This window comes from Bacillus sp. C28GYM-DRY-1 (assembly GCF_030519405.1).
GTDB classification, from domain to species: Bacteria; Bacillota; Bacilli; order Bacillales; family Bacillaceae; genus Bacillus; species Bacillus spizizenii_A.
The window spans coordinates 1-19,828 of the sequence record NZ_JAUMKF010000027.1; the positions used below are offsets into that span (position 1 = coordinate 1).

At 47.1% G+C, this 19,828-nt stretch carries 16 protein-coding genes and 3 pseudogenes; 15 read left to right on the forward strand and 4 right to left on the reverse strand.

Annotated elements, in window-relative coordinates:
• From Q3W56_RS18540 to Q3W56_RS18550, 3 genes and pseudogenes are all read right to left on the reverse strand, one after another.
• Nucleotides 1-682 (reverse strand): annotated as a pseudogene (locus Q3W56_RS18540) (transposase); the annotation flags it as partial.
• Between the two features lie 132 nt (nucleotides 683-814).
• A complete protein-coding gene (locus tag Q3W56_RS18545) occupies nucleotides 815-1,933 on the reverse strand; it encodes an NADH-dependent flavin oxidoreductase (RefSeq protein ID WP_302896449.1) in 1,119 nt (372 codons plus the stop codon).
• Nucleotides 1,934-2,005: 72 nt separating this feature from the next.
• Nucleotides 2,006-2,138 (reverse strand): annotated as a pseudogene (locus Q3W56_RS18550) (hypothetical protein).
• Nucleotides 2,139-2,303: 165 nt separating this feature from the next.
• Between Q3W56_RS18550 and Q3W56_RS18555 the strand changes: the two are divergent.
• From Q3W56_RS18555 to prpB, 8 genes and pseudogenes are all read left to right on the forward strand, one after another.
• A pseudogene (locus Q3W56_RS18555) lies at nucleotides 2,304-2,923 on the forward strand (N-acetylmuramoyl-L-alanine amidase family protein).
• Nucleotides 2,924-3,001: 78 nt separating this feature from the next.
• Nucleotides 3,002-3,733 (forward strand): glycerophosphodiester phosphodiesterase, encoded by a 732-nt coding sequence (locus tag Q3W56_RS18560; RefSeq protein ID WP_302896450.1) that lies wholly within the window; start codon nucleotides 3,002-3,004, stop codon nucleotides 3,731-3,733.
• 127 nt (nucleotides 3,734-3,860) lie between these two features.
• The gene (locus tag Q3W56_RS18565; RefSeq protein ID WP_302896451.1) at nucleotides 3,861-5,042 is read left to right on the forward strand and encodes an acetyl-CoA C-acetyltransferase; all 1,182 of its coding nucleotides are present in this window, start codon (nucleotides 3,861-3,863) and stop codon (nucleotides 5,040-5,042) included.
• 25 nt (nucleotides 5,043-5,067) lie between these two features.
• Nucleotides 5,068-5,931, forward strand: a complete 864-nt coding sequence (locus Q3W56_RS18570) for a 3-hydroxybutyryl-CoA dehydrogenase (protein ID WP_302896452.1) — start codon at nucleotides 5,068-5,070, stop codon at nucleotides 5,929-5,931.
• Between the two features lie 26 nt (nucleotides 5,932-5,957).
• The gene (locus Q3W56_RS18575) at nucleotides 5,958-7,097 is read left to right on the forward strand and encodes an acyl-CoA dehydrogenase (RefSeq protein ID WP_019714912.1); all 1,140 of its coding nucleotides are present in this window, start codon (nucleotides 5,958-5,960) and stop codon (nucleotides 7,095-7,097) included.
• Nucleotides 7,098-7,129: 32 nt separating this feature from the next.
• Nucleotides 7,130-8,248, forward strand: coding sequence for a citrate synthase (gene mmgD / locus Q3W56_RS18580; RefSeq protein ID WP_302896453.1), 1,119 nt, complete (start codon nucleotides 7,130-7,132; stop codon nucleotides 8,246-8,248).
• Nucleotides 8,249-8,269: 21 nt separating this feature from the next.
• Entirely contained in the window at nucleotides 8,270-9,688 is a 1,419-nt protein-coding gene (locus tag Q3W56_RS18585; protein ID WP_302896454.1) for a bifunctional 2-methylcitrate dehydratase/aconitate hydratase, read from the forward strand.
• A gap of 19 nt (nucleotides 9,689-9,707) precedes the next feature.
• A complete protein-coding gene (gene prpB / locus Q3W56_RS18590) occupies nucleotides 9,708-10,613 on the forward strand; it encodes a methylisocitrate lyase (RefSeq protein WP_268400048.1) in 906 nt (301 codons plus the stop codon).
• 45 nt (nucleotides 10,614-10,658) lie between these two features.
• Here prpB and Q3W56_RS18595 read toward each other — a convergent pair whose 3' ends face one another.
• Nucleotides 10,659-10,892: a DUF2627 domain-containing protein gene (locus Q3W56_RS18595; protein WP_268400047.1), complete on the reverse strand. Its 234-nt coding sequence runs from the start codon at nucleotides 10,890-10,892 to the stop codon at nucleotides 10,659-10,661.
• Nucleotides 10,893-11,044: 152 nt separating this feature from the next.
• On the opposite strand from Q3W56_RS18595, the gene Q3W56_RS18600 reads away from it, so the two are divergent.
• From Q3W56_RS18600 to bfmBAB, 7 genes are all read left to right on the forward strand, one after another.
• Nucleotides 11,045-13,120 carry a sigma 54-interacting transcriptional regulator gene (locus Q3W56_RS18600; RefSeq protein WP_302896455.1) on the forward strand — a complete coding sequence of 692 codons (2,076 nt, stop codon included), beginning with the start codon at nucleotides 11,045-11,047 and terminating at the stop codon, nucleotides 13,118-13,120.
• Between the two features lie 124 nt (nucleotides 13,121-13,244).
• Nucleotides 13,245-14,144, forward strand: a complete 900-nt coding sequence (gene yqiS / locus Q3W56_RS18605; RefSeq protein ID WP_302896456.1) for a phosphate butyryltransferase — start codon at nucleotides 13,245-13,247, stop codon at nucleotides 14,142-14,144.
• A gap of 11 nt (nucleotides 14,145-14,155) precedes the next feature.
• Nucleotides 14,156-15,250 carry a branched-chain amino acid dehydrogenase gene (gene bcd / locus Q3W56_RS18610; protein WP_302896457.1) on the forward strand — a complete coding sequence of 365 codons (1,095 nt, stop codon included), beginning with the start codon at nucleotides 14,156-14,158 and terminating at the stop codon, nucleotides 15,248-15,250.
• Between the two features lie 18 nt (nucleotides 15,251-15,268).
• Nucleotides 15,269-16,360 carry a butyrate kinase gene (buk, locus tag Q3W56_RS18615; protein WP_302896458.1) on the forward strand — a complete coding sequence of 364 codons (1,092 nt, stop codon included), beginning with the start codon at nucleotides 15,269-15,271 and terminating at the stop codon, nucleotides 16,358-16,360.
• 21 nt (nucleotides 16,361-16,381) lie between these two features.
• Nucleotides 16,382-17,806 (forward strand): dihydrolipoyl dehydrogenase, encoded by a 1,425-nt coding sequence (lpdA, locus tag Q3W56_RS18620; protein ID WP_302896459.1) that lies wholly within the window; start codon nucleotides 16,382-16,384, stop codon nucleotides 17,804-17,806.
• A gap of 21 nt (nucleotides 17,807-17,827) precedes the next feature.
• Nucleotides 17,828-18,820 carry a 3-methyl-2-oxobutanoate dehydrogenase subunit alpha gene (gene bfmBAA / locus Q3W56_RS18625; protein WP_019714902.1) on the forward strand — a complete coding sequence of 331 codons (993 nt, stop codon included), beginning with the start codon at nucleotides 17,828-17,830 and terminating at the stop codon, nucleotides 18,818-18,820.
• Nucleotides 18,821-18,833: 13 nt separating this feature from the next.
• On the forward strand, nucleotides 18,834-19,817 hold the full coding sequence (gene bfmBAB / locus Q3W56_RS18630; RefSeq protein WP_019714901.1) for a 3-methyl-2-oxobutanoate dehydrogenase subunit beta: 984 nt from the start codon (nucleotides 18,834-18,836) through the stop codon (nucleotides 19,815-19,817).
• Nucleotides 19,818-19,828 lie beyond the last annotated feature (11 nt).

Below are 19,828 nucleotides of genomic sequence, written 5' to 3' on the forward strand. Positions count from 1 at the left end.
AACAGATAAGCGATTTTGTCTGACCTTTTCTTTGTGGTCCTCCCATACATGCCGGGTGATGACTTTCTGGCGGTTCTTTGATCTTGTGCATTGCGCAAGCAATGGACATGCGGAACAGGTTTCAGGAGTTGATTTATATGACCGGTAGCCTTTTCGGTCAGTTGTTAAGTATGTAAGTACCTGCTGGTTCGGGCAAATGTAACAGTCTTGTTCACTGTCTAATGAAATTTCCATTTTGGAAACAAGCCTCTAGGGGGATGATATCGTCTATGGGCTATAACGCCAAAAATATGGCGGTCAGCTAATCCTTTACAGGGAGTCGTCAAATAACCAGAATCAAGAGCGACGGCTTCTACTTCAAAATCAAATCGTGCAATTTGGTGATCTAATCGGTCAAGATAGGGCACAGAATCATGGACATTTCCAGGCGTGACATAGGCGTCGGTGATAATGTTATGTTTCATATCCGTTGTTCGGTGATCTAAGTAAAAGAATTGAATAAAATCAGCGGGTCGAGTGAGGGGCGGCCTTTGTTTTCGCTGTAGTAAGGCTTAACCTTTTCAATGATAAAAGAGAAGTCGATGTGTTTATCAATTTTTCGAAGCAAATGATCCTCTTCGACGAGTTGATCAAGCAGAACAAATTCAACTGCGTTTTGAGAAGAATTTCTTGTGTGGAACATAAGAAAGACACCGTCCTTTTGAAGTCTTTCTTTTATTTTATTACAGGAGAATGGATATTTTAAGGGAAAATAAAGGCTGTCGAGATTTTCTCGACAGCCTGACTGCCGAATTATTTCAGCAGTCTTTACACATTAATCTTTATAAGGCACCCAGCCAGGCGTGTTCACAATGGCTTGCCATAGCGGTTCAGGTAAGTGATATTTTTCTTTGTCAGTGCCTTTAATGACGGTTTCAATTTGTTTTTCGCGGCCTTCTTTTACTTTCACTGTCCAGTCAGGGTCAACTAAAATTTCGCGTCCCATAGCGACTAGCGGAATACCGTTTTCGATAACAGCCAGTGCGTCATCTGCGGAATGAATGGAACCGACGGCAATCAGAGGCACTTTGTTTCCGACACGTTCATTCAATAAATCCATGCGTGTGCGAGTCGGATCTGCACCGCGGCGCGCTTTTGAGTTTACGTCCATCAGTGAGATATGAAGATAGTCCAATTCTTTATCCCCTAAAGCATCAACAAGCGTAAAGGTTTCAGTCATTGTTAATCCAGGTGTCTCAGGTTCTTCCGGAGACAGACGGTAGCCGATTAAGAATGCACCCTTCGCATGTTCTGCAGCAGCTTTTTTCACTTCATCAACAATAGCAAGCGGGAAGGCTAATCGTTTCTCATCGCTTCCTCCCCAGCGGTCTGTGCGCTGATTGGTTTTCGGAGAATAAAACTGCTGAATCAAGTAGCCGTTTGCGCCGTGAATTTCAACACCGTCAAAGCCGGCTTCAATGGCGCGTCTTGTCGCTTCTCCAAATGCCTTCACGATGTTTTCCACTTCTTCGCCTGTTAAGGCACGGGCAATTTGCTTGCCTTCATCAAACACGTCACTTGGCGCTACAACATCTTGTTGCGGAACGAGCTCAGACGGGCATTCAATGCCGCCGTGATGAATTTGCACAACGGCTTTAGCGCCTTGCGCCTGAATGGCTTGCGCTAACTTTTTTAAACCTGGAATGTTGGAGTCATCATGGATGGCCGGCTGCCCGGGAAATGCTTTTCCGTCCGGTGTGACATTTGCGCAAGCTGTAATCACCATTCCCATCTCTTTTGAGCGGGGGATGATATAGTCAAGCTCTGCTTCAGATATCGTACCGTCTTCATTAGAAGCGTAATGAGTCATTGGTGCAACTGTGATCCGGTTGTCGATTGTAACGCCGCTTTTAAATGTAAATGGTTCAAACAGCGATTTATACTTAGGGTTCATTTGATCATCTTCTTTCGTTTGGTTTCGAACATATTTTAGCCTACATGTAAAAATTAATGCAATTTATCTGCTTTACCGGCTGAATATCTTGAGAACAGTGTGATGTTTTCTGCGCTCTTTTTCGGGGGCATTGTAGCAGCCGGTGATTTGGTGGCCTGGTGCAAGTGATGACCGCTGCAGTGAGCAACAGTACGAATTTTTTCATGACTGTAACTTCTTTTCTGTAAAGTGAATATTCTTTAAAAGGTTACGCCTGGCTGGTCCACCCGACAAACGATTTGCTCATATCATTCCTCAAATTTTTTTAAGTGAATCACTGCCAGATATTCAGCTGCAGAAGTACTCGTCATAAAAGACCGGAGGGAGAAAGTTGAGAATGTTATGGAGGAGCTTGGCGCTGTGCGGATTGGCATTGACGCTCACGCCTTGTGCACAGGCGGCAGAGCCGATAGAAGGGAAAACAGTGTATATTGATGCCGGACACGGCGGTGAAGACAGTGGAGCGGTCGGAAACGGACTCTTTGAAAAGGATATTAATTTAGCAGTTTCCGAGTATGTGACGGATAAGCTGAAAGCGGAGGGAGCCAACCCTGTTGCGGCCCGGTTTGATGATCATTTTCTGACTTTGGAAGAAAGAGTGGTGAAGGCAAGTGTAATCAGGCCGATCTTTTTGTTACATTCATGTGAATTCAGGGGTTGCTACAGCTTCGGGAACAGAAACGTATTTTCAGTCTGATTATGAAGGGGGAAAACAGCCGGCGTCTGGCGTCAGATATTCAGTCCCAGCTGGTTTCATCCTTACAAACGAGAGACAGGGGCGTGAAAGAATCAGACTTTTACGTTATTACATATTCACAGATACCGAGTGTGCTGGCGGAGCTTGGATTTTTGACAAACAGCGCTGACGCGGACAAGCTTGGAAGTGAAGAATACCAGCAAAAAGCCGCAGATGCGATTGTCATCGGCATTGACTCTTATTACGAACAGTAAAATTAAACAGCCTTAATCCTAGAGTGGAATCGCCAAAATCAGTATAATGGAGAAAACTTTAGGGCTTGAGGTGAAACGATGACAAAGATTTTTGCCCATCGGGGGGCATCAGGTCAATATCCCGAAAATACTATGCTTGCATTTGAAAAAGGAATTGAAGCCGGCGCGGACGGAATTGAGCTTGATGTGCAGCTGACAAAAGACGGGCGCATGGTTGTAATTCATGATGAAAGACTTGACCGGACGACATCGCTCAAAGGATTCGTGAAGGATACAGTGTATGATGTCATCATGACTGCGAATGCGGCGGCTGGTCACGATCAAACGTACAGTGATATCAAAGTGCCGCTGCTTGAAGACGTGCTCTCATGGGCATATAAAAAGGATTTTCTCATCAACATTGAATTAAAAAACAGTGTGATCCGCTATGAAGGAATGGAAGAAAAAGTGCTGGAGGCAGTGAAACGATTCAATATAGAGGAAAGAATCATTCTGTCCACTTTTAATCATGAAAGCTTGGCGCTATGCGCCCAGCTCGCTCCCCATATCGAACGGGCGGCATTGACTTCAGATGTGCTTTATCAGGCTGATCAGTATATCACATCTATTCCAGCTTCCGGCTACCACCCGAAGCTGAACAGCCCGGGGACAGCAGGTGAAGTACTGAAGAAAATGAGGAACAGTTCGATCAAGGTAAGGCCATATACAGTCAATCGGCCGGAAGATATGAAGCGCCTCTTTAAAGCGGGGGCAGACGGCATTTTCACTGATTTTCCTGCAAAGGCTTTGGAAATGCTAAAAAATAAATAGTTGTTATAGAAGGAGGCTGTTGGAGCAGCCTTCTTTTTTCATTCATTCATGCCCGTTTGAAAGCATACATTCATAGAAGACAACTAGAAATTGTAAGCGCTGTCTATCTTCTGAATGAGGTGAAACCATGAGGAAAACAGTCATTGTAAGTGCCGCAAGAACACCATTTGGCAAATTCGGCGGAGCGTTGAAAGAGGTGAAAGCTGCTGAGCTTGGGGGCATTGCGATGAAGGAGGCGTTACATCGCGCTGGAGTATCTGGAGATGAGGTGGAAGGAACTGTGATGGGCATGGTTGTCCAAGCCGGTTCAGGGCAGATTCCTTCCCGCCAAGCTGCCCGTCTGGCCGGAATGCCTTGGAGTGTGCCGTCGGAAACGCTGAATAAAGTCTGCGCATCCGGACTGCGCGCAGTCACCTTGTGTGATCAAATGATTCGAGCGCGAGATGCGGACATTCTTGTTGCCGGGGGAATGGAAAGCATGAGCAATATTCCGTATGCCGTTCCCGCCGGTCGCTGGGGAGCGCGGATGGGAGACGGTGAGCTTAGGGACTTAATGGTTTATGATGGGTTAACGTGCGCGTTTGACGAGGTGCATATGGCTGTTCACGGAAATACAGCCGCCAAGGAATATGGAATTTCACGCAGGGAGCAGGATGAATGGGCGCTAAGAAGTCATGCGCGGGCAGCTAAGGCAGCCGATGAAGGAAAGTTTCAGGATGAAATCGTTCCCGTAAGCTGGACCAACCGAAAAGGAAAAACAAATATGGTTGAAAAAGATGAAGCGATTCGGCGTGACACAAGTCTGGATCAGCTCGCAAAACTTTCTGCGATTTATACAAGTGACGGTTCCATCACAGCCGGTAATGCTCCCGGGGTCAATGACGGGGCCGGTGCGTTTGTGCTGATGTCTGAGGACGAAGCGGCTGGACTTGGCAAACGGCCTCTGGCTACAATTCTTGGTTTTTCAACTATGGGAATGCAAGCGTGCGAGCTAGCGGCAGCTCCGGGGTTTGCAATTAACAAACTCCTAAAAAAGAACGGTTTAACCGTCCAAGATATTGACTTGTTTGAAGTAAATGAAGCGTTTGCTTCTGTTGTTTTGACATGTGAAAAAATTGTCGGTTTCGATCTTGAAAAAGTAAATATAAATGGCGGTGCGATCGCCCTCGGCCATCCGATCGGCGCAAGCGGGTCGAGAATTCTCATGACGCTTGTTTATGAATTAAAGCGCCGGGGAGGAGGACTGGGAGTTGCCGCCATCTGCAGCGGTGCGGCTCAGGGAGATGCCGTCTTAGTGCAGGTTCATTAAAACAATGACGAAAAAGGGGATTTCAATGGAGATGAAACATGTTATGGTGGCCGGTGCCGGTCAGATGGGAAGCGGAATCGCTCAAACAGCTGCCGACGCAGGCTTTTATGTGCGGATGTACGATGTGATTCCGGACGCTGCGGAGGCAGGATTGAAGCGATTGAAGAAACAGCTGACCCGTGACGCTGAAAAAGGAAGAAAGACCGAAGCGGAAGTGAAGGGTGTAATCAGCCGCATTTCGCTCTCTCGAACGCTTGAGGATGCAAAGCATGCGGATATTGTAATTGAGGCTATTGCAGAAAACATGACGGCTAAAACCGAACTGTTTTACACACTTGATCACATTTGTCCGCCTCATACGATTTTGGCCAGCAATACATCTTCCTTGCCTATTACAGAGATCGCTGCTGTGACAAACCGGCCTGATCAAGTCATTGGCATGCATTTTATGAATCCCGTTCCTGTGATGAAGCTGGTTGAAGTGATTCGCGGCTTGGCTACGTCAGAAGAAACAGCCTTAGAGGTTAAGAAATTAGCGGAAAAGATGGGGAAAACACCAGTAGAAGTCAATGATTTTCCGGGGTTTGTTTCCAATCGCATTCTTCTTCCGATGATTAATGAAGCCGTCTATTGCGTGTATGAGGGGGTGGCGAAGCCGGAAGCAATAGACGAGGTGATGAAGCTGGGCATGAATCATCCGATGGGTCCGCTTACATTAGCGGATTTTATCGGGCTGGATACGTGTTTATCGATTATGGAAGTTCTTTATTCCGGCCTTGGCGATTCCAAATACCGTCCTTGCCCGCTTCTCCGCAAATATGTCAAAGCGGGCTGGCTTGGCAAAAAGAGCGGACGCGGTTTTTATCAATATGAGGAGAGGGCTTTCTGAAGTCAATTCATCCGGGGGTGGCCGAGTTGCATGTAACCCAAGAGCAAGTCATGATGCGAAAAATGGTACGTGATTTTGCCCGAAAAGAAATTGCTCCCGCTGCTGAAATCATGGAAACAACAGACGAATTTCCGTTTCAGTTAATCAAAAAAATGGGTGAACACGGCTTGATGGGAATACCGGTGCCGGAACAATACGGCGGCGCAGGAGCGGATGTTGTTTCTTATATTTTGGCGATTCATGAAATTTCTAGAATCAGCGCGGCTGTCGGTGTCATTCTTTCCGTTCATACCTCGGTCGGCACAAATCCGATTCTGTACTTCGGCAACGAAGATCAGAAGATGAAATATGTGCCGAAGCTCGCTTCAGGAGACCATTTGGGCGCATTTGCACTGACAGAGCCTCACTCAGGGTCGGATGCTGGAAGCCTCCGCACAACAGCCATCAAAAAGAACGGCAAATACCTATTAAACGGATCGAAAATATTCATTACAAACGGTGGAGCCGCCGATATCTATATCACCTTTGCTTTAACAGCTCAAAATCGAGGCAGGCACGGGATTTCGGCTTTTATCGTTGAAAAAAACACACCCGGTTTTACCGTTGGAAAAAAAGAAAGAAAGCTGGGGCTTTATGGCTCCAATACTACGGAACTGATTTTTGAGGATGCAGAAGTGCCTGAAGAAAATTTGCTTGGCAAAGAGGGTGATGGCTTTCACATAGCCATGGCGAATTTAAATGTCGGCCGCATCGGCATTGCGGCCCAAGCGCTCGGAATTGCAGAGGCGGCTCTTGAACACGCCGTTGCTTATGCGAAACAGAGGATGCAATTTGGGAGGCCTATCGCAGCGAATCAAGGCATATCGTTTAAGCTGGCTGACATGGCGACTAGGGCAGAGGCAGCAAGGCATCTCGTGTATCATGCGGCAGATCTTCATAACCGCGGCTTAGCTTGTGGAAAAGAAGCGTCTATGGCTAAACAATTTGCTTCTGATTCTGCGGTGAGGGCGGCATTAGACGCCGTCCAAATTTTTGGGGGATACGGCTATATGAAGGATTATCCGGTCGAGCGGCTGCTTCGTGATGCCAAGGTGACGCAAATCTATGAAGGGACCAACGAGATCCAAAGACTGATTATTTCTAAGCATCTGCTTAGCGGAACCTGATAGACAAAAAACGCAAAACGGAGGTTGAGGATATGGAGGAGAAACAGCATTATTCTCCGGGTTTGGACGGTGTGATCGCGGCAGAAACTCATATTTCTTATCTTGACACCCAGTCCAGCCAGATTTTGATAAGAGGCTATGATTTAATAGATCTTTCTAAAACAAAAAGCTATCTGGAGCTTGTTCATTTATTGCTGGAGGGCAGGCTGCCGGAAGAAAGTGAAATGGAAAAGCTGGAAAGAACCATAAACAGCGCATCTAGCCTGCCTGCTGATCATCTCCGTCTGCTTGAGCTGCTCCCTGAGCATACTCATCCGATGGATAGCCTGCGTACCGGCCTGTCGGCACTTGCCGGCTATGATCGGCAAATAGATGATCGGTCTCCTTCTGCAAACAAAGAACGCGCCTATCAGCTTCTCGGGAAAATGCCCGCCCTCACTGCTGCCAGCTATAGGATCATCAATAAGAAAGAGCCGATTTCTCCGCTTCAAACCCTATCCTACAGTGCAAACTTTTTATACATGATGACAGGGAAATTGCCTTCCTCACTGGAAGAACGGATTTTTGACCGCTCTCTCGTCCTGTACAGTGAGCATGAGATGCCCAATTCAACCTTTGCGGCAAGGGTCATTGCTTCTACACATTCGGATCTTTATGGTGCTTTGACAGGAGCTGTCGCCTCACTGAAAGGGAATCTTCACGGAGGAGCAAACGAAGCTGTGATGTATATGCTTTTAGAGGCGAAAACAACATCCGATTTTGAGCAGCTTCTGCAAACAAAACTGAATAGAAAAGAAAAAATTATGGGATTCGGCCACCGTGTCTATATGAAAAAAATGGACCCGAGAGCACTCATGATGAAAGAGGCGCTGCAGCAATTATGCGATAAAGCCGGAGACCATCGTTTATACGAGAAGTGTGATGCAGGCGAGCGGCTGATGGAGAAGGAAAAAGGCCTTTATCCGAATTTAGATTACTATGCTGCCCCGGTGTATTGGATGCTTGGCATACCGATTCCATTGTATACGCCCGTCTTTTTCAGCGCGAGAACGGCCGGTTTATGCGCCCATGTCATTGAACAGCATGCCAATAACCGTCTCTTCCGCCCTCGTGTCAGCTATATGGGCCCGCGTCACAGGCCCGAATCATAAACCATGAAAGGAACTGGTAGCATGCTGAAAATGGATCATGTCATTGAAGAGATCACAGAATATGTGCTTGAGAAAGAGATTACAAGCTCTGAGGCCTATACAACAGCGGGGCATGTGTTGCTGGATACGCTGGGCTGCGGGATTTTGGCGCTCCGGTATCCCGAATGCACAAAGCTGCTTGGCCCGATTGTGCCCGGAACGATTGTGCCGAATGGAAGCAAAGTACCGGGAACGTCATATGTTCTCGATCCGGTGAGAGCGGCGTTTAATATCGGCTGTATGATCCGGTGGCTCGATTACAACGACACGTGGCTGGCCGCGGAGTGGGGGCATCCATCTGATAATTTGGGAGGAATCCTTGCCACTGCTGATTATGTATCGAGAGTGAGGCTGTCTGAAGGAAAAGACCCTTTAACGGTACGCGACGTACTTGAAATGATGATCAAAGCACACGAAATTCAAGGCGTGCTTGCGTTAAAAAACAGTCTAAACCGAGTTGGCCTTGATCATGTGCTGTTTGTCAAAGTTGCGACAACTGCTGTTGCAGCGAAGCTTTTGGGCGGCGGAAGAGAAGAAATCAAAAATGCACTTTCGAATGCATGGATTGACAATGCTGCCTTGAGGACATACCGGCATTCACCGAATACCGGCTCGCGCAAATCGTGGGCGGCAGGAGACGCAACGAGCAGAGGTGTTCATTTGGCATTGATGGCGTTAAAAGGGGAAATGGGTTATCCAACAGCTTTGAGCGCACCGGAGTGGGGGTTCCAAGACGTTTTATTCAATAAACAAGAGATCAAACTCGCACGTCCGCTCGACGCTTATGTCATGGAAAATGTGTTATTTAAAGTGTCTTATCCTGCGGAATTTCATGCTCAGACAGCGGCGGAGTGCGCCGTCATTCTTCATCCGCAGGTAAAGGGCCGGGTTGATGAGATTGACCGTGTTGTCATCAGAACGCACGAATCTGCTATCCGAATTATTGATAAAAAAGGCCCGCTTCACAATCCCGCTGATCGTGATCACTGCCTCCAATACATTACAGCAATCGGTTTGCTTTTTGGTGATATTACCGCGCAACACTATGAAGCTGAGACAGCGAGTGACCCGAGAATAGATAAACTTCGTGATAAAATGGAAGTGACTGAAAATAAAACATATACGGAGGATTACCTGAAACCCGACAAACGTTCCATTTCAAATGCCGTTCAGGTTCATTTTAAAGACGGAACGAGCACGGAAATGGTGAAATGTGAATTTCCGCTTGGCCATCGTTTTCGAAGAGACGAGGCAGTGCCGAAACTGCTGGAAAAGTTTTCTGACAATCTCAAAACCCATTATGCTGATAAACAGCACAAACATATTTATGAGCGCTGTACCAGCTATGAGACATTACAAACGATGCGTGTAAATGAATTCGTAGATATGTTCTGCATGTAATAGAAGGAGGACTTGCGTCATGTCGTGGATCGTCAATAAACAATCGTCACAAGAGGAGCTTGCCGGGCGTTTCCGCAAGCTGATGTCAGCGCCGGACATTCTGCAAATTCCCGGCGCCCATGACGGGATGGCTGCCTTGCTTGCAAAGGAAGCCGGCTTTTCTGCGATTTATTTGTCTGGTGCGGCATATACAGCCAGCAGGGGGCTTCCTGATTTAGGGATCATCACGTCGACAGAAGTGGCTGATCGGGCCAAAGATCTTGTGCGTGCAGCTGACCTGCCTCTGCTTGTTGATATCGATACGGGGTTTGGCGGTGTGTTAAATGCCGCCCGAACTGCCCGCGAGATGCTTGAAGCCAGAGTAGCCGCCGTTCAAATTGAAGACCAGCAACTTCCGAAAAAATGCGGACATTTAAATGGCAAACAGCTTGTTCCGATAAAGGAAATGGCGCAAAAAATAAAAGCGATCAAACAAGCGGCGCCCTCCCTTGTCGTTGTTGCCCGTACTGATGCCAGGGCGCAGGAAGGGCTTGATGCCGCAATGAAACGGTCAGAGGCTTACATTGAGGCTGGAGCGGACGCGATATTTCCAGAAGCGCTTCAGGCGGAGAACGAATTCCGCCAGTTTGCTGAGAACAGCTCCGTTCCGCTTCTTGCGAATATGACCGAATTTGGGAAAACGCCGTATTATTGCGCCGATGAATTCGAAGATATGGGGTTTCGCATGGTGATTTATCCTGTCACATCGCTTCGAGCGGCGGCAAAAGCTTATGAGCGGATGTTTGGTTTGATAAAGGAGCACGGCTCACAAAAAGAAGGGCTTCAAGATATGCAGACACGAAAAGAATTGTACAAGACGATTTCTTATTATGACTATGAAGCGTTAGATAAAACAATTGCCAAGACTGTTTTGCCTGACGAATAGTTTCAACTAAAAAAGCCGGAGTGTTCTCCGGCTTTTTTGCAGCTATCATTTTCTGAATCGCGGGCTGACTTGATTGCGTTTTCTGTCTCTGAATAAAATGAACCCAGCCAGCACATAAAGGCCGAACACAAAAAAGATAAAACCTGACAAACCTTGGAGCCAAAGAGCTCCGAATGGCTTTATCGTATGGCCGAAAAGCGTATCCCTCATCAATTTAATGCCTAAAGCGGAGATGGCGCCGGGGATGACTAATATCAAAAGCGCAAGAAGTCGGCTCATCCTCAGAAAACTCCTTTATCTTTTCATTTCCTTTATTGTCCAGCTGAAAAAATATTTTGTCAAGAGAAGAAAACGTGGTAACATAGGGTTGTGCAAATTATTGCAACGGAATAAATAGGTGTGCAAATTTTTTCATACAAAGGGGTAGCGGGATGCAAAAGGTACTGATTGTAGGTGCCGGCAAAAGGGGAACGGCGTTATTACACATTCTGATCAAAACAGCCATCATAGAGATCATTGCCGTGGTTGACAAAGACCCCGAAGCGCCGGGATTGATAGAAGCAGAACAGTATGGGATTGCCGTTTCATCTGACTGGAAACCTTACATACAACAAAATCCGGATATCGTCATTCATACCACCGGCAATCAAGCCGTGTTTGACGAACTCCTTCAGGAAAAGCATGAAGAGACTATTGTTATGCCAGGGAAAATGGCGTACATCGTTTTTCAGCTGATGGAAGAAAAGCAACACCTGATTCAAATGCTGAAAGAGCAAACATACAAACACGACCGAATTTTTAATTCTACCCATGATGGGATGATTTTTATTGATATCAATGAAGAAATCATTCTCTTTAACCATATGGCCGAAAAAATGGTCGGGAAAAAACGCGAGGAAGTCATTGGGCGCCCGATCAAAGAAGTCATTCCGAGCACAAAGATGCCGCGGATTTTAAAAACAAGAGTGCCTGAATACAACCAGAAGCAGCTTTTAGGTGAGAATCAGATCGTGACGACCAGGCTGCCGATTATTGATGAAGGCGGCCGTTTGCTCGGAGCGCTCTGTGTATTCAAGGATATAACGGATGCTGTTGAGCTGGCGGAGGAAGTGACGAATCTCAAACAGGTGCGCACGATGCTGGAGGCGATCATTCAATCCTCTGATGAGGCAATTTCTGTCGTTGATGAAAACGGCATCGGACTCTTGATCAATAAAGCGTATACGAAAATGACGGGGCTTTCTGAACAAGAAGTCATCGGCAAGCCTGCAAACACTGATATCTCTGAAGGCGAAAGCATGCATTTAAAGGTGCTTGAAACAAGACGGCCTGTCCGCGGTGTCAGAATGAAGGTCGGCCCGAATGAAAAAGAGGTCATCGTCAATGTAGCGCCGGTCATTGTAGACGGAATTTTGAAAGGCAGCGTCGGTGTGATTCACGATGTCTCCGAAATTAAAATGCTGACAGCCGAGCTCAACCGCGCCAGGCAAATCATTCGGACGCTGGAAGCAAAATACACGTTTGACGACATTATCGGCAGAAGCGAGCAAATGCTGGTTGCGCTTGAACAGGCAAAGCTCGGGGCGAAAACGCCGGCAACGATTTTGCTGCGCGGGGAATCGGGAACAGGAAAAGAACTGTTCGCCCATGCCATCCATAACGAAAGCGACCGGAAATACAATAAATTTATTCGCGTGAATTGTGCAGCCCTTTCTGAAAACCTGCTCGAATCAGAATTGTTCGGCTATGAGGATGGTGCGTTTTCAGGAGCAAAGCGCGGAGGTAAAAAGGGCTTATTCGAAGAAGCCAATAACGGCAGCATTTTCTTAGATGAAATCGGCGAGCTGACACAAAATATGCAGGCGAAATTGCTCCGCGTCCTTCAAGAGAAGGAAATCGTAAGAGTAGGCGGCACAAAAGCGATTCCTGTCAATGTCAGAGTGATCGCGGCGACAAATGTAAATATCGAAAAGGCGATGGCGGATGGAGCATTCCGCGAAGATTTGTATTACCGGATTAACCGCTATCCGATTTCTATACCGCCTTTGCGACAGCGGCTGGAAGACATTGAAGCACTTAGCGTCAGGCTTATCCAAAAGATCAACCGGGATTACGGCAGGAATGTAAAGGGACTCACGCAGCAAGCCTTGCGTGCCTTATCTGCGTACCATTGGCCTGGGAATGTCCGCGAGTTGGAAAATGTCCTTGGACGAGCCATGATTTTTCTGAATCCGCATATGGAATGGATTGAAAAAGAACACCTGCCTGTTTTCGAACTTGAACATCAAGAAAGTGACACAGAACAGGGTGCAGGGTTTGATTTTCCGGATATTGAAGGCGAAAAGCTGTCTGTCGCAGTAGAAAAATTTGAAGCGCATTTAATCCAGCAAACGCTCGAAAAGCATCATTTTAACCGAACAAAAACAGCGAAAGCCCTCGGTGTCAGCATTCGGAATTTATATTACAAAATGGATAAATACGGCCTTGCAAATGAAGGCATGCAATAATTTGCAGAATGAACGCAAACATCTGCACTGATTTTTCAATATATCACGTTTTGACAGCATGGCGAGGAGTGGCATGGAACTTGCATAATAAAAGGCGGAGTCGAAACAAGAAAGGTGGTAACAGATGAAGCTGAAAGATTTGATCGGGAAAGCGTCGATGTACAAAAACAAGACCATTGCGGTTGCACATGCTGAGGATGAGGAAGTGATCCGGTCTGTAAAGCTGGCTGCCGAGCACCTATCCGCCCGTTTTTTGTTAGTAGGCGACAGCAAGAAACTAAACGATCTGACATCATCTATGCAAGGGCATCATGTGGAAATCGTTCATGCCGATTCGCCTGAGGAATCGGCAAAATTAGCAGTCCATGCCGTACATCACAAAACAGCGGACGTTTTAATGAAAGGGAATGTGCCAACTTCTATTTTGCTTAAAGCGGTGTTGAACAGACAGGAGGGGCTTCGGTCAACCAGTGTCCTTTCCCACGTGGCTGTGTTTGATATACCGGACTTTGACAGATTGATGTTTGTGACAGATTCGGCTATGAATATTGCCCCTTCGCTGGAAGAGCTTCGGCAGATTTTGCAAAACGCCGTTCGTGTGGCTCATGCAGTAGGGAACATTATGCCGAAAGCAGCTGCTCTGGCAGCGGTCGAAACGGTGAACCCGAAAATGGAAGCGACAGTGAATGCAGCTGCTCTTGCTCAAATGTATAAAAGAGGCCAGATCAAAGGGTGCATTGTTGATGGACCGCTTGCTTTGGATAACGCAGTATCCCAAATTGCCGCAGCCCAGAAAAAGATTTCGGGAAATGTAGCGGGCAGCGCTGATATCCTTCTCGTCCCGACAATTGAGACCGGCAATATTTTATATAAATCACTAATCTATTTTGCAAAGGCCAGCGTGGCGGCTGTCATTACAGGAGCTAAAGCGCCGATTGCCTTAACGAGCAGAGCGGACTCTGCTGAAAATAAACTGTATTCCATTGCGCTCGCGATATGCGCATCTGAAGAATACGCACATTAGGAGGAACGAACATGGAACTTTTTAAATATATGGAGAAATACGATTACGAACAATTGGTATTCTGCCAAGATGAACAATCAGGCTTAAAAGCGATTATCGCAATTCATGATACAACGCTTGGCCCGGCGCTTGGCGGAACGAGAATGTGGACATATGAAAATGAAGAAGCCGCAATTGAAGACGCCCTCAGACTGGCAAGAGGCATGACCTATAAAAATGCAGCGGCAGGCTTAAACCTTGGCGGCGGAAAAACAGTAATTATCGGCGATCCGCGCAAGGACAAAAATGAGGAAATGTTCCGCGCGTTCGGCCGCTATATCCAAGGGCTGAACGGCAGATACATTACAGCTGAAGATGTGGGCACAACGGTTGAGGATATGGATATCATTCATGATGAAACAGACTATGTCACAGGAATTTCTCCTGCGTTCGGCTCTTCTGGAAATCCATCTCCAGTTACAGCGTACGGGGTGTACAGAGGAATGAAGGCAGCCGCTAAAGCTGCTTTCGGATCCGACTCTCTTGAAGGGAAAACCATCGCTGTACAGGGTGTAGGGAACGTGGCCTACAACCTATGCCGCCACCTGCATGAAGAAGGGGCAAACTTAATCGTTACGGATATCAATAAACAGTCAGTACAGCGTGCAGTTGAAGATTTTGGTGCCCGTGCGGTTGATCCGGAAGAGATTTATTCACAAGACTGCGATATTTATGCGCCGTGCGCCCTTGGTGCGACAATCAACGACGACACCATTAAACAGCTGAAGGCGAAAGTCATCGCGGGTGCGGCTAATAACCAATTAAAAGAAACGCGCCATGGCGATCATATTCACGAAATGGGCATCGTTTACGCACCGGATTATGTCATTAACGCAGGCGGGGTAATCAACGTGGCAGATGAGCTTTACGGCTATAATGCAGAACGTGCATTGAAAAAAGTTGAAGGCATTTACGGGAATATTGAGCGTGTACTTGAGATTTCTCAGCGTGACGGCATTCCAACATATTTAGCAGCTGACCGCTTGGCAGAGGAACGAATTGAACGCATGCGCCGCTCAAGAAGCCAGTTTTTGCAAAACGGCCACAGTGTGTTAAACAGACGTTAAGAAATTGATCTGGAGGTTATGAAAGTGCTACATGATGAAAAACGCATTCTCACAATTAATCCAGGCTCAACTTCAACGAAAATCGGTGTTTATCATAACGAACGAAGCATTTTTGAAAAAACATTGAGACACAACATAGAAGAGCTGCAGCGATTTAACCATATTATTGATCAGTATGAATTTCGCAAAAATCATATTCTCGAAACGCTACATGAACAGGGTATCAATATCTCAAAGTTTGATGCAGTATGCGCCAGAGGCGGCCTTCTCCGGCCGATTGAAGGCGGAACTTACGAAGTGAATGATGACATGATTGAGGACTTGAAAGGCGGCTATGCCGGCCAGCATGCTTCTAATCTAGGCGGTATTATCGCGCGAGAAATCGCTGACGGCCTGAATATCCCTTCGTATATCGTCGATCCTGTTGTCGTAGACGAAATGTCAGTTCTCGCAAAAATTTCTGGTATGCCCGAAATTGAACGGAAAAGTATTTTCCATGCGTTAAACCAAAAAGCTGTCGCCCGTAAAGCGGCAGCCTCTCTTGGCAAACGATATGAGAACATGAAAATGATTGTTACCCATATGGGCGGCGGGATTACAATTGGCGTCCATGACCACGGGCGAGTGGTAGATGTCAATAACGGCCTTCACGGAGAGGGGCCGTTCAGTCCTGAACGTGCAGGAACAGTTCCTGCGGGAGACCTTGTGGATTTATGTTTTTCAGGACAGTATACAAAAGAAGAACTCATGAAAAAACTGGTGGGCACCGGCGGGCTTTTCGGCTATCTCGGTACGAATGATGCAGTAAAAGTGGAACAGATGATTCAGGGGGGCGATGAAAAAGCCCGTTTCATTTTTGACGCCATGGCGTATCAGGTAGCAAAGGAAATCGGGGCAGCCAGCGCCGCATTAAAAGGCGAAGTGGAAGCGATTGTGCTGACGGGAGGCCTTGCATATGGCAAAAGCTTTGTTTCCAGTATCAGATCATACATAGATTGGATTTCAGATGTTTTAGTTTATCCGGGAGAAAATGAACTGCAGTCTCTGGCCCAAGGGGCGCTCAGGGTATTGCTGGGCGAAGAGCAATCCAAACAATATCGTATTAAATAGACAGACTAGGAGTGAGTCACCATGGCAACTGAGTATGACGTAGTCATTCTGGGCGGCGGTACCGGCGGTTATGTTGCGGCCATCAGAGCCGCTCAGCTCGGATTAAAAACAGCCGTTGTTGAAAAGGAAAAGCTCGGGGGAACATGTCTACATAAAGGCTGTATCCCGAGTAAAGCGCTGCTTAGAAGCGCGGAGGTATACCGGACAGCTTGTGAGGCCGAGCAATTCGGAGTCGAAACGGCTGGCGTATCCCTCAACTTTGAAAAAGTGCAGCAGCGTAAGCAAGCTGTTGTTGATAAGCTTGCAGCCGGTGTGAATCATTTAATGAAAAAAGGAAAAATCGACGTGTACGACGGATATGGCCGTATACTCGGACCGTCAATCTTCTCCCCGCTGCCGGGAACGATTTCTGTTGAACGGGGAAATGGCGAAGAAAATGACATGCTGATCCCGAAACAAGTCATCATTGCAACAGGATCAAGACCGAGAATGCTTCCTGGCCTTGAAGCGGACGGAAAGCATGTATTGACTTCGGATGAGGCTCTCCAAATGAAGGAGCTGCCAAAATCGATTATCATCGTCGGCGGAGGCGTTATCGGTATCGAATGGGCGTCTATGCTTCATGATTTTGGCGTGAAGGTAACGGTTATCGAATACGCGGACCGCATATTGCCGACTGAGGATCAAGACATTTCAAAAGAAATGGAAAGTCTTCTTAAGAAAAAAGGCATTCAGTTCGTTACAGGGGCAAAAGTGCTGCCTGACACAATGACAAAAACGTCAGACGACATCAGCATTCAAGCTGAAAAAGACGGAGAAACCGTTACTTACTCTGCTGAAAAAATGCTAGTTTCCATCGGCAGACAGGCAAATACCGAAGGCATCGGCATAGAAAACACCGATATTATCACTGAAAAAGGCGTCATTTCAGTCAATGAAAGCTGCCAAACGAAGGAATCTCATATTTATGCAATCGGAGACGTAATCGGTGGCCTTCAGTTAGCTCACGTTGCATCGCATGAAGGAATCATTGCCGTTGAGCATTTTGCGGGTCTCAATCCGCATACGCTAGATCCAACGCTTGTACCGAAGTGCATCTACTCAAGCCCTGAGGCTGCCAGTGTCGGCTTAACAGAAGATGAAGCAAAGGCAAATGGGCACAATGTCAAGGTCGGCAAGTTCCCATTTATGGCAATTGGAAAAGCGCTTGTATACGGTGAAAGCGACGGATTCGTAAAAATCGTGGCGGATCGTAACACGGATGATATCCTAGGCGTGCATATGATCGGACCTCATGTTACCGACATGATTTCAGAAGCAGGACTTGCAAAAGTACTGGACGCGACGCCGTGGGAGGTCGGACAAACGATTCATCCGCACCCGACGCTTTCAGAAGCAATTGGGGAAGCAGCGCTTGCCGCAGACGGCAAAGCCATTCATTTTTAAAAGCAAAAAGGAGGGGCTTGAATGAGTACAAACCGACATCAAGCACTAGGGCTGACTGATCAGGAAGCCGTTGATATGTATAGAACCATGCTGTTAGCAAGAAAAATTGATGAAAGAATGTGGCTGTTAAACCGCTCTGGCAAAATCCCGTTCGTGATCTCTTGTCAAGGACAGGAAGCAGCGCAGGTAGGAGCGGCTTTTGCCCTTGACCGTGAAATGGATTATGTACTGCCGTACTACAGAGACATGGGTGTCGTACTGGCATTTGGCATGACAGCAAAGGATTTAATGATGTCCGGGTTTGCCAAAGCTGCAGATCCAAACTCAGGCGGCCGTCAGATGCCGGGGCATTTCGGACAAAAGAAAAACCGCATCGTGACAGGATCGTCTCCAGTAACAACGCAAGTTCCGCACGCAGTCGGCATTGCGCTGGCGGGACGTATGGAGAAAAAGGATATCGCAGCCTTTGTTACTTTTGGTGAAGGTTCTTCAAACCAAGGCGATTTCCATGAAGGTGCAAACTTTGCCGCTGTCCATAAGCTGCCGGTGATTTTCATGTGTGAAAACAACAAATACGCAATCTCAGTGCCTTACGATAAGCAAGTCGCATGTGAGAACATTTCCGACCGTGCCGTCGGCTATGGAATGCCTGGTGTAACCGTGAATGGAAATGATCCGCTGGAAGTTTATCAAGCGGTCAAAGAAGCACGTGAACGCGCGCGCAGAGGAGAGGGCCCTACATTAATTGAAACAATTTCTTACCGCCTTACACCGCATTCCAGTGATGATGATGATAGCAGCTACAGAGGCCGTGAAGAAGTAGAGGAAGCGAAAAAAAGTGATCCCCTGCTTACTTATCAAGCTTACTTAAAGGAAACAGGCCTGCTATCCGATGAGACAGAACAAACCATGCTGGATGAAATTATGGCAATCGTAAATGAAGCGACGGATGAAGCGGAGAACGCCCCTTATGCAGCTCCTGAGTCAGCGCTTGATTATGTGTATGCGAAGTAGGGAGGAAGAACAAATGTCAGTAATGTCATATATTGATGCGATCAATTTGGCGATGAAAGAAGAAATGGAACGAGATTCTCGCGTCTTCGTCCTTGGAGAAGATGTAGGAAGAAAAGGCGGTGTGTTTAAAGCGACAGCCGGCCTCTACGAACAATTCGGGGAAGAGCGTGTTATGGATACGCCACTTGCTGAATCTGCGATTGCTGGAGTCGGCATCGGAGCGGCTATGTACGGGATGAGACCAATTGCTGAAATGCAGTTTGCTGATTTTATTATGCCGGCAATCAACCAAATTATTTCTGAAGCGGCTAAAATCCGTTACCGCAGTAACAATGATTGGAGCTGTCCGATTGTCGTCAGAGCGCCATACGGCGGAGGTGTACACGGGGCCCTTTATCATTCTCAGTCAGTCGAAGCGATTTTCGCCAATCAGCCCGGACTGAAGATAGTGATGCCTTCAACGCCATATGACGCGAAAGGCCTCTTAAAAGCCGCAGTTCGTGATGAAGATCCGGTGCTGTTTTTTGAGCACAAACGTGCATACCGCCTGATAAAAGGAGAGGTTCCGGCAGATGATTATGTCCTGCCAATCGGCAAGGCTGATGTAAAACGGGAAGGCGACGATATTACAGTGATCACATACGGCCTCTGCGTCCACTTCGCGTTACAGGCTGCAGAACGTCTCGAAAAAGATGGCATTTCAGTGCATGTGGTGGATTTAAGAACGGTTTATCCGCTCGATAAAGAAGCGATCATCGAAGCCGCATCCAAAACCGGCAAGGTTCTTTTGGTCACAGAGGATACAAAAGAAGGCAGCATCATGAGTGAGGTGGCCGCGATTATATCCGAGCATTGTCTGTTCGACTTAGACGCGCCGATCAAACGGCTTGCAGGACCTGATATTCCGGCTATGCCTTATGCGCCGACAATGGAAAAATACTTTATGGTCAACCCTGATAAAGTGGAAGCGGCGATGAGAGAATTAGCGGAGTTTTAAAGACGTAAGGA

Excerpts from the sequence above, each read along its gene's own strand:
- Q3W56_RS18545 (WP_302896449.1), bottom strand. The coding sequence starts at position 1,933 with ATGAACCCTAAGTATAAATCGCTGTTTGAACCATTTACATTTAAAAGC.
- Q3W56_RS18560 (WP_302896450.1), top strand. The coding sequence starts at position 3,002 with ATGACAAAGATTTTTGCCCATCGGGGGGCATCAGGTCAATATCCCGAA.
- Q3W56_RS18565 (WP_302896451.1), top strand. The coding sequence starts at position 3,861 with ATGAGGAAAACAGTCATTGTAAGTGCCGCAAGAACACCATTTGGCAAA.
- Q3W56_RS18570 (WP_302896452.1), top strand. The coding sequence starts at position 5,068 with ATGGAGATGAAACATGTTATGGTGGCCGGTGCCGGTCAGATGGGAAGC.
- mmgD (WP_302896453.1), top strand. The coding sequence starts at position 7,130 with ATGGAGGAGAAACAGCATTATTCTCCGGGTTTGGACGGTGTGATCGCG.
- Q3W56_RS18585 (WP_302896454.1), top strand. The coding sequence starts at position 8,270 with ATGCTGAAAATGGATCATGTCATTGAAGAGATCACAGAATATGTGCTT.
- prpB (WP_268400048.1), top strand. The coding sequence starts at position 9,708 with ATGTCGTGGATCGTCAATAAACAATCGTCACAAGAGGAGCTTGCCGGG.
- Q3W56_RS18595 (WP_268400047.1), bottom strand. The coding sequence starts at position 10,892 with ATGAGCCGACTTCTTGCGCTTTTGATATTAGTCATCCCCGGCGCCATC.
- Q3W56_RS18600 (WP_302896455.1), top strand. The coding sequence starts at position 11,045 with ATGCAAAAGGTACTGATTGTAGGTGCCGGCAAAAGGGGAACGGCGTTA.
- yqiS (WP_302896456.1), top strand. The coding sequence starts at position 13,245 with ATGAAGCTGAAAGATTTGATCGGGAAAGCGTCGATGTACAAAAACAAG.
- bcd (WP_302896457.1), top strand. The coding sequence starts at position 14,156 with ATGGAACTTTTTAAATATATGGAGAAATACGATTACGAACAATTGGTA.
- buk (WP_302896458.1), top strand. The coding sequence starts at position 15,269 with ATGAAAGTGCTACATGATGAAAAACGCATTCTCACAATTAATCCAGGC.
- lpdA (WP_302896459.1), top strand. The coding sequence starts at position 16,382 with ATGGCAACTGAGTATGACGTAGTCATTCTGGGCGGCGGTACCGGCGGT.
- bfmBAA (WP_019714902.1), top strand. The coding sequence starts at position 17,828 with ATGAGTACAAACCGACATCAAGCACTAGGGCTGACTGATCAGGAAGCC.
- bfmBAB (WP_019714901.1), top strand. The coding sequence starts at position 18,834 with ATGTCAGTAATGTCATATATTGATGCGATCAATTTGGCGATGAAAGAA.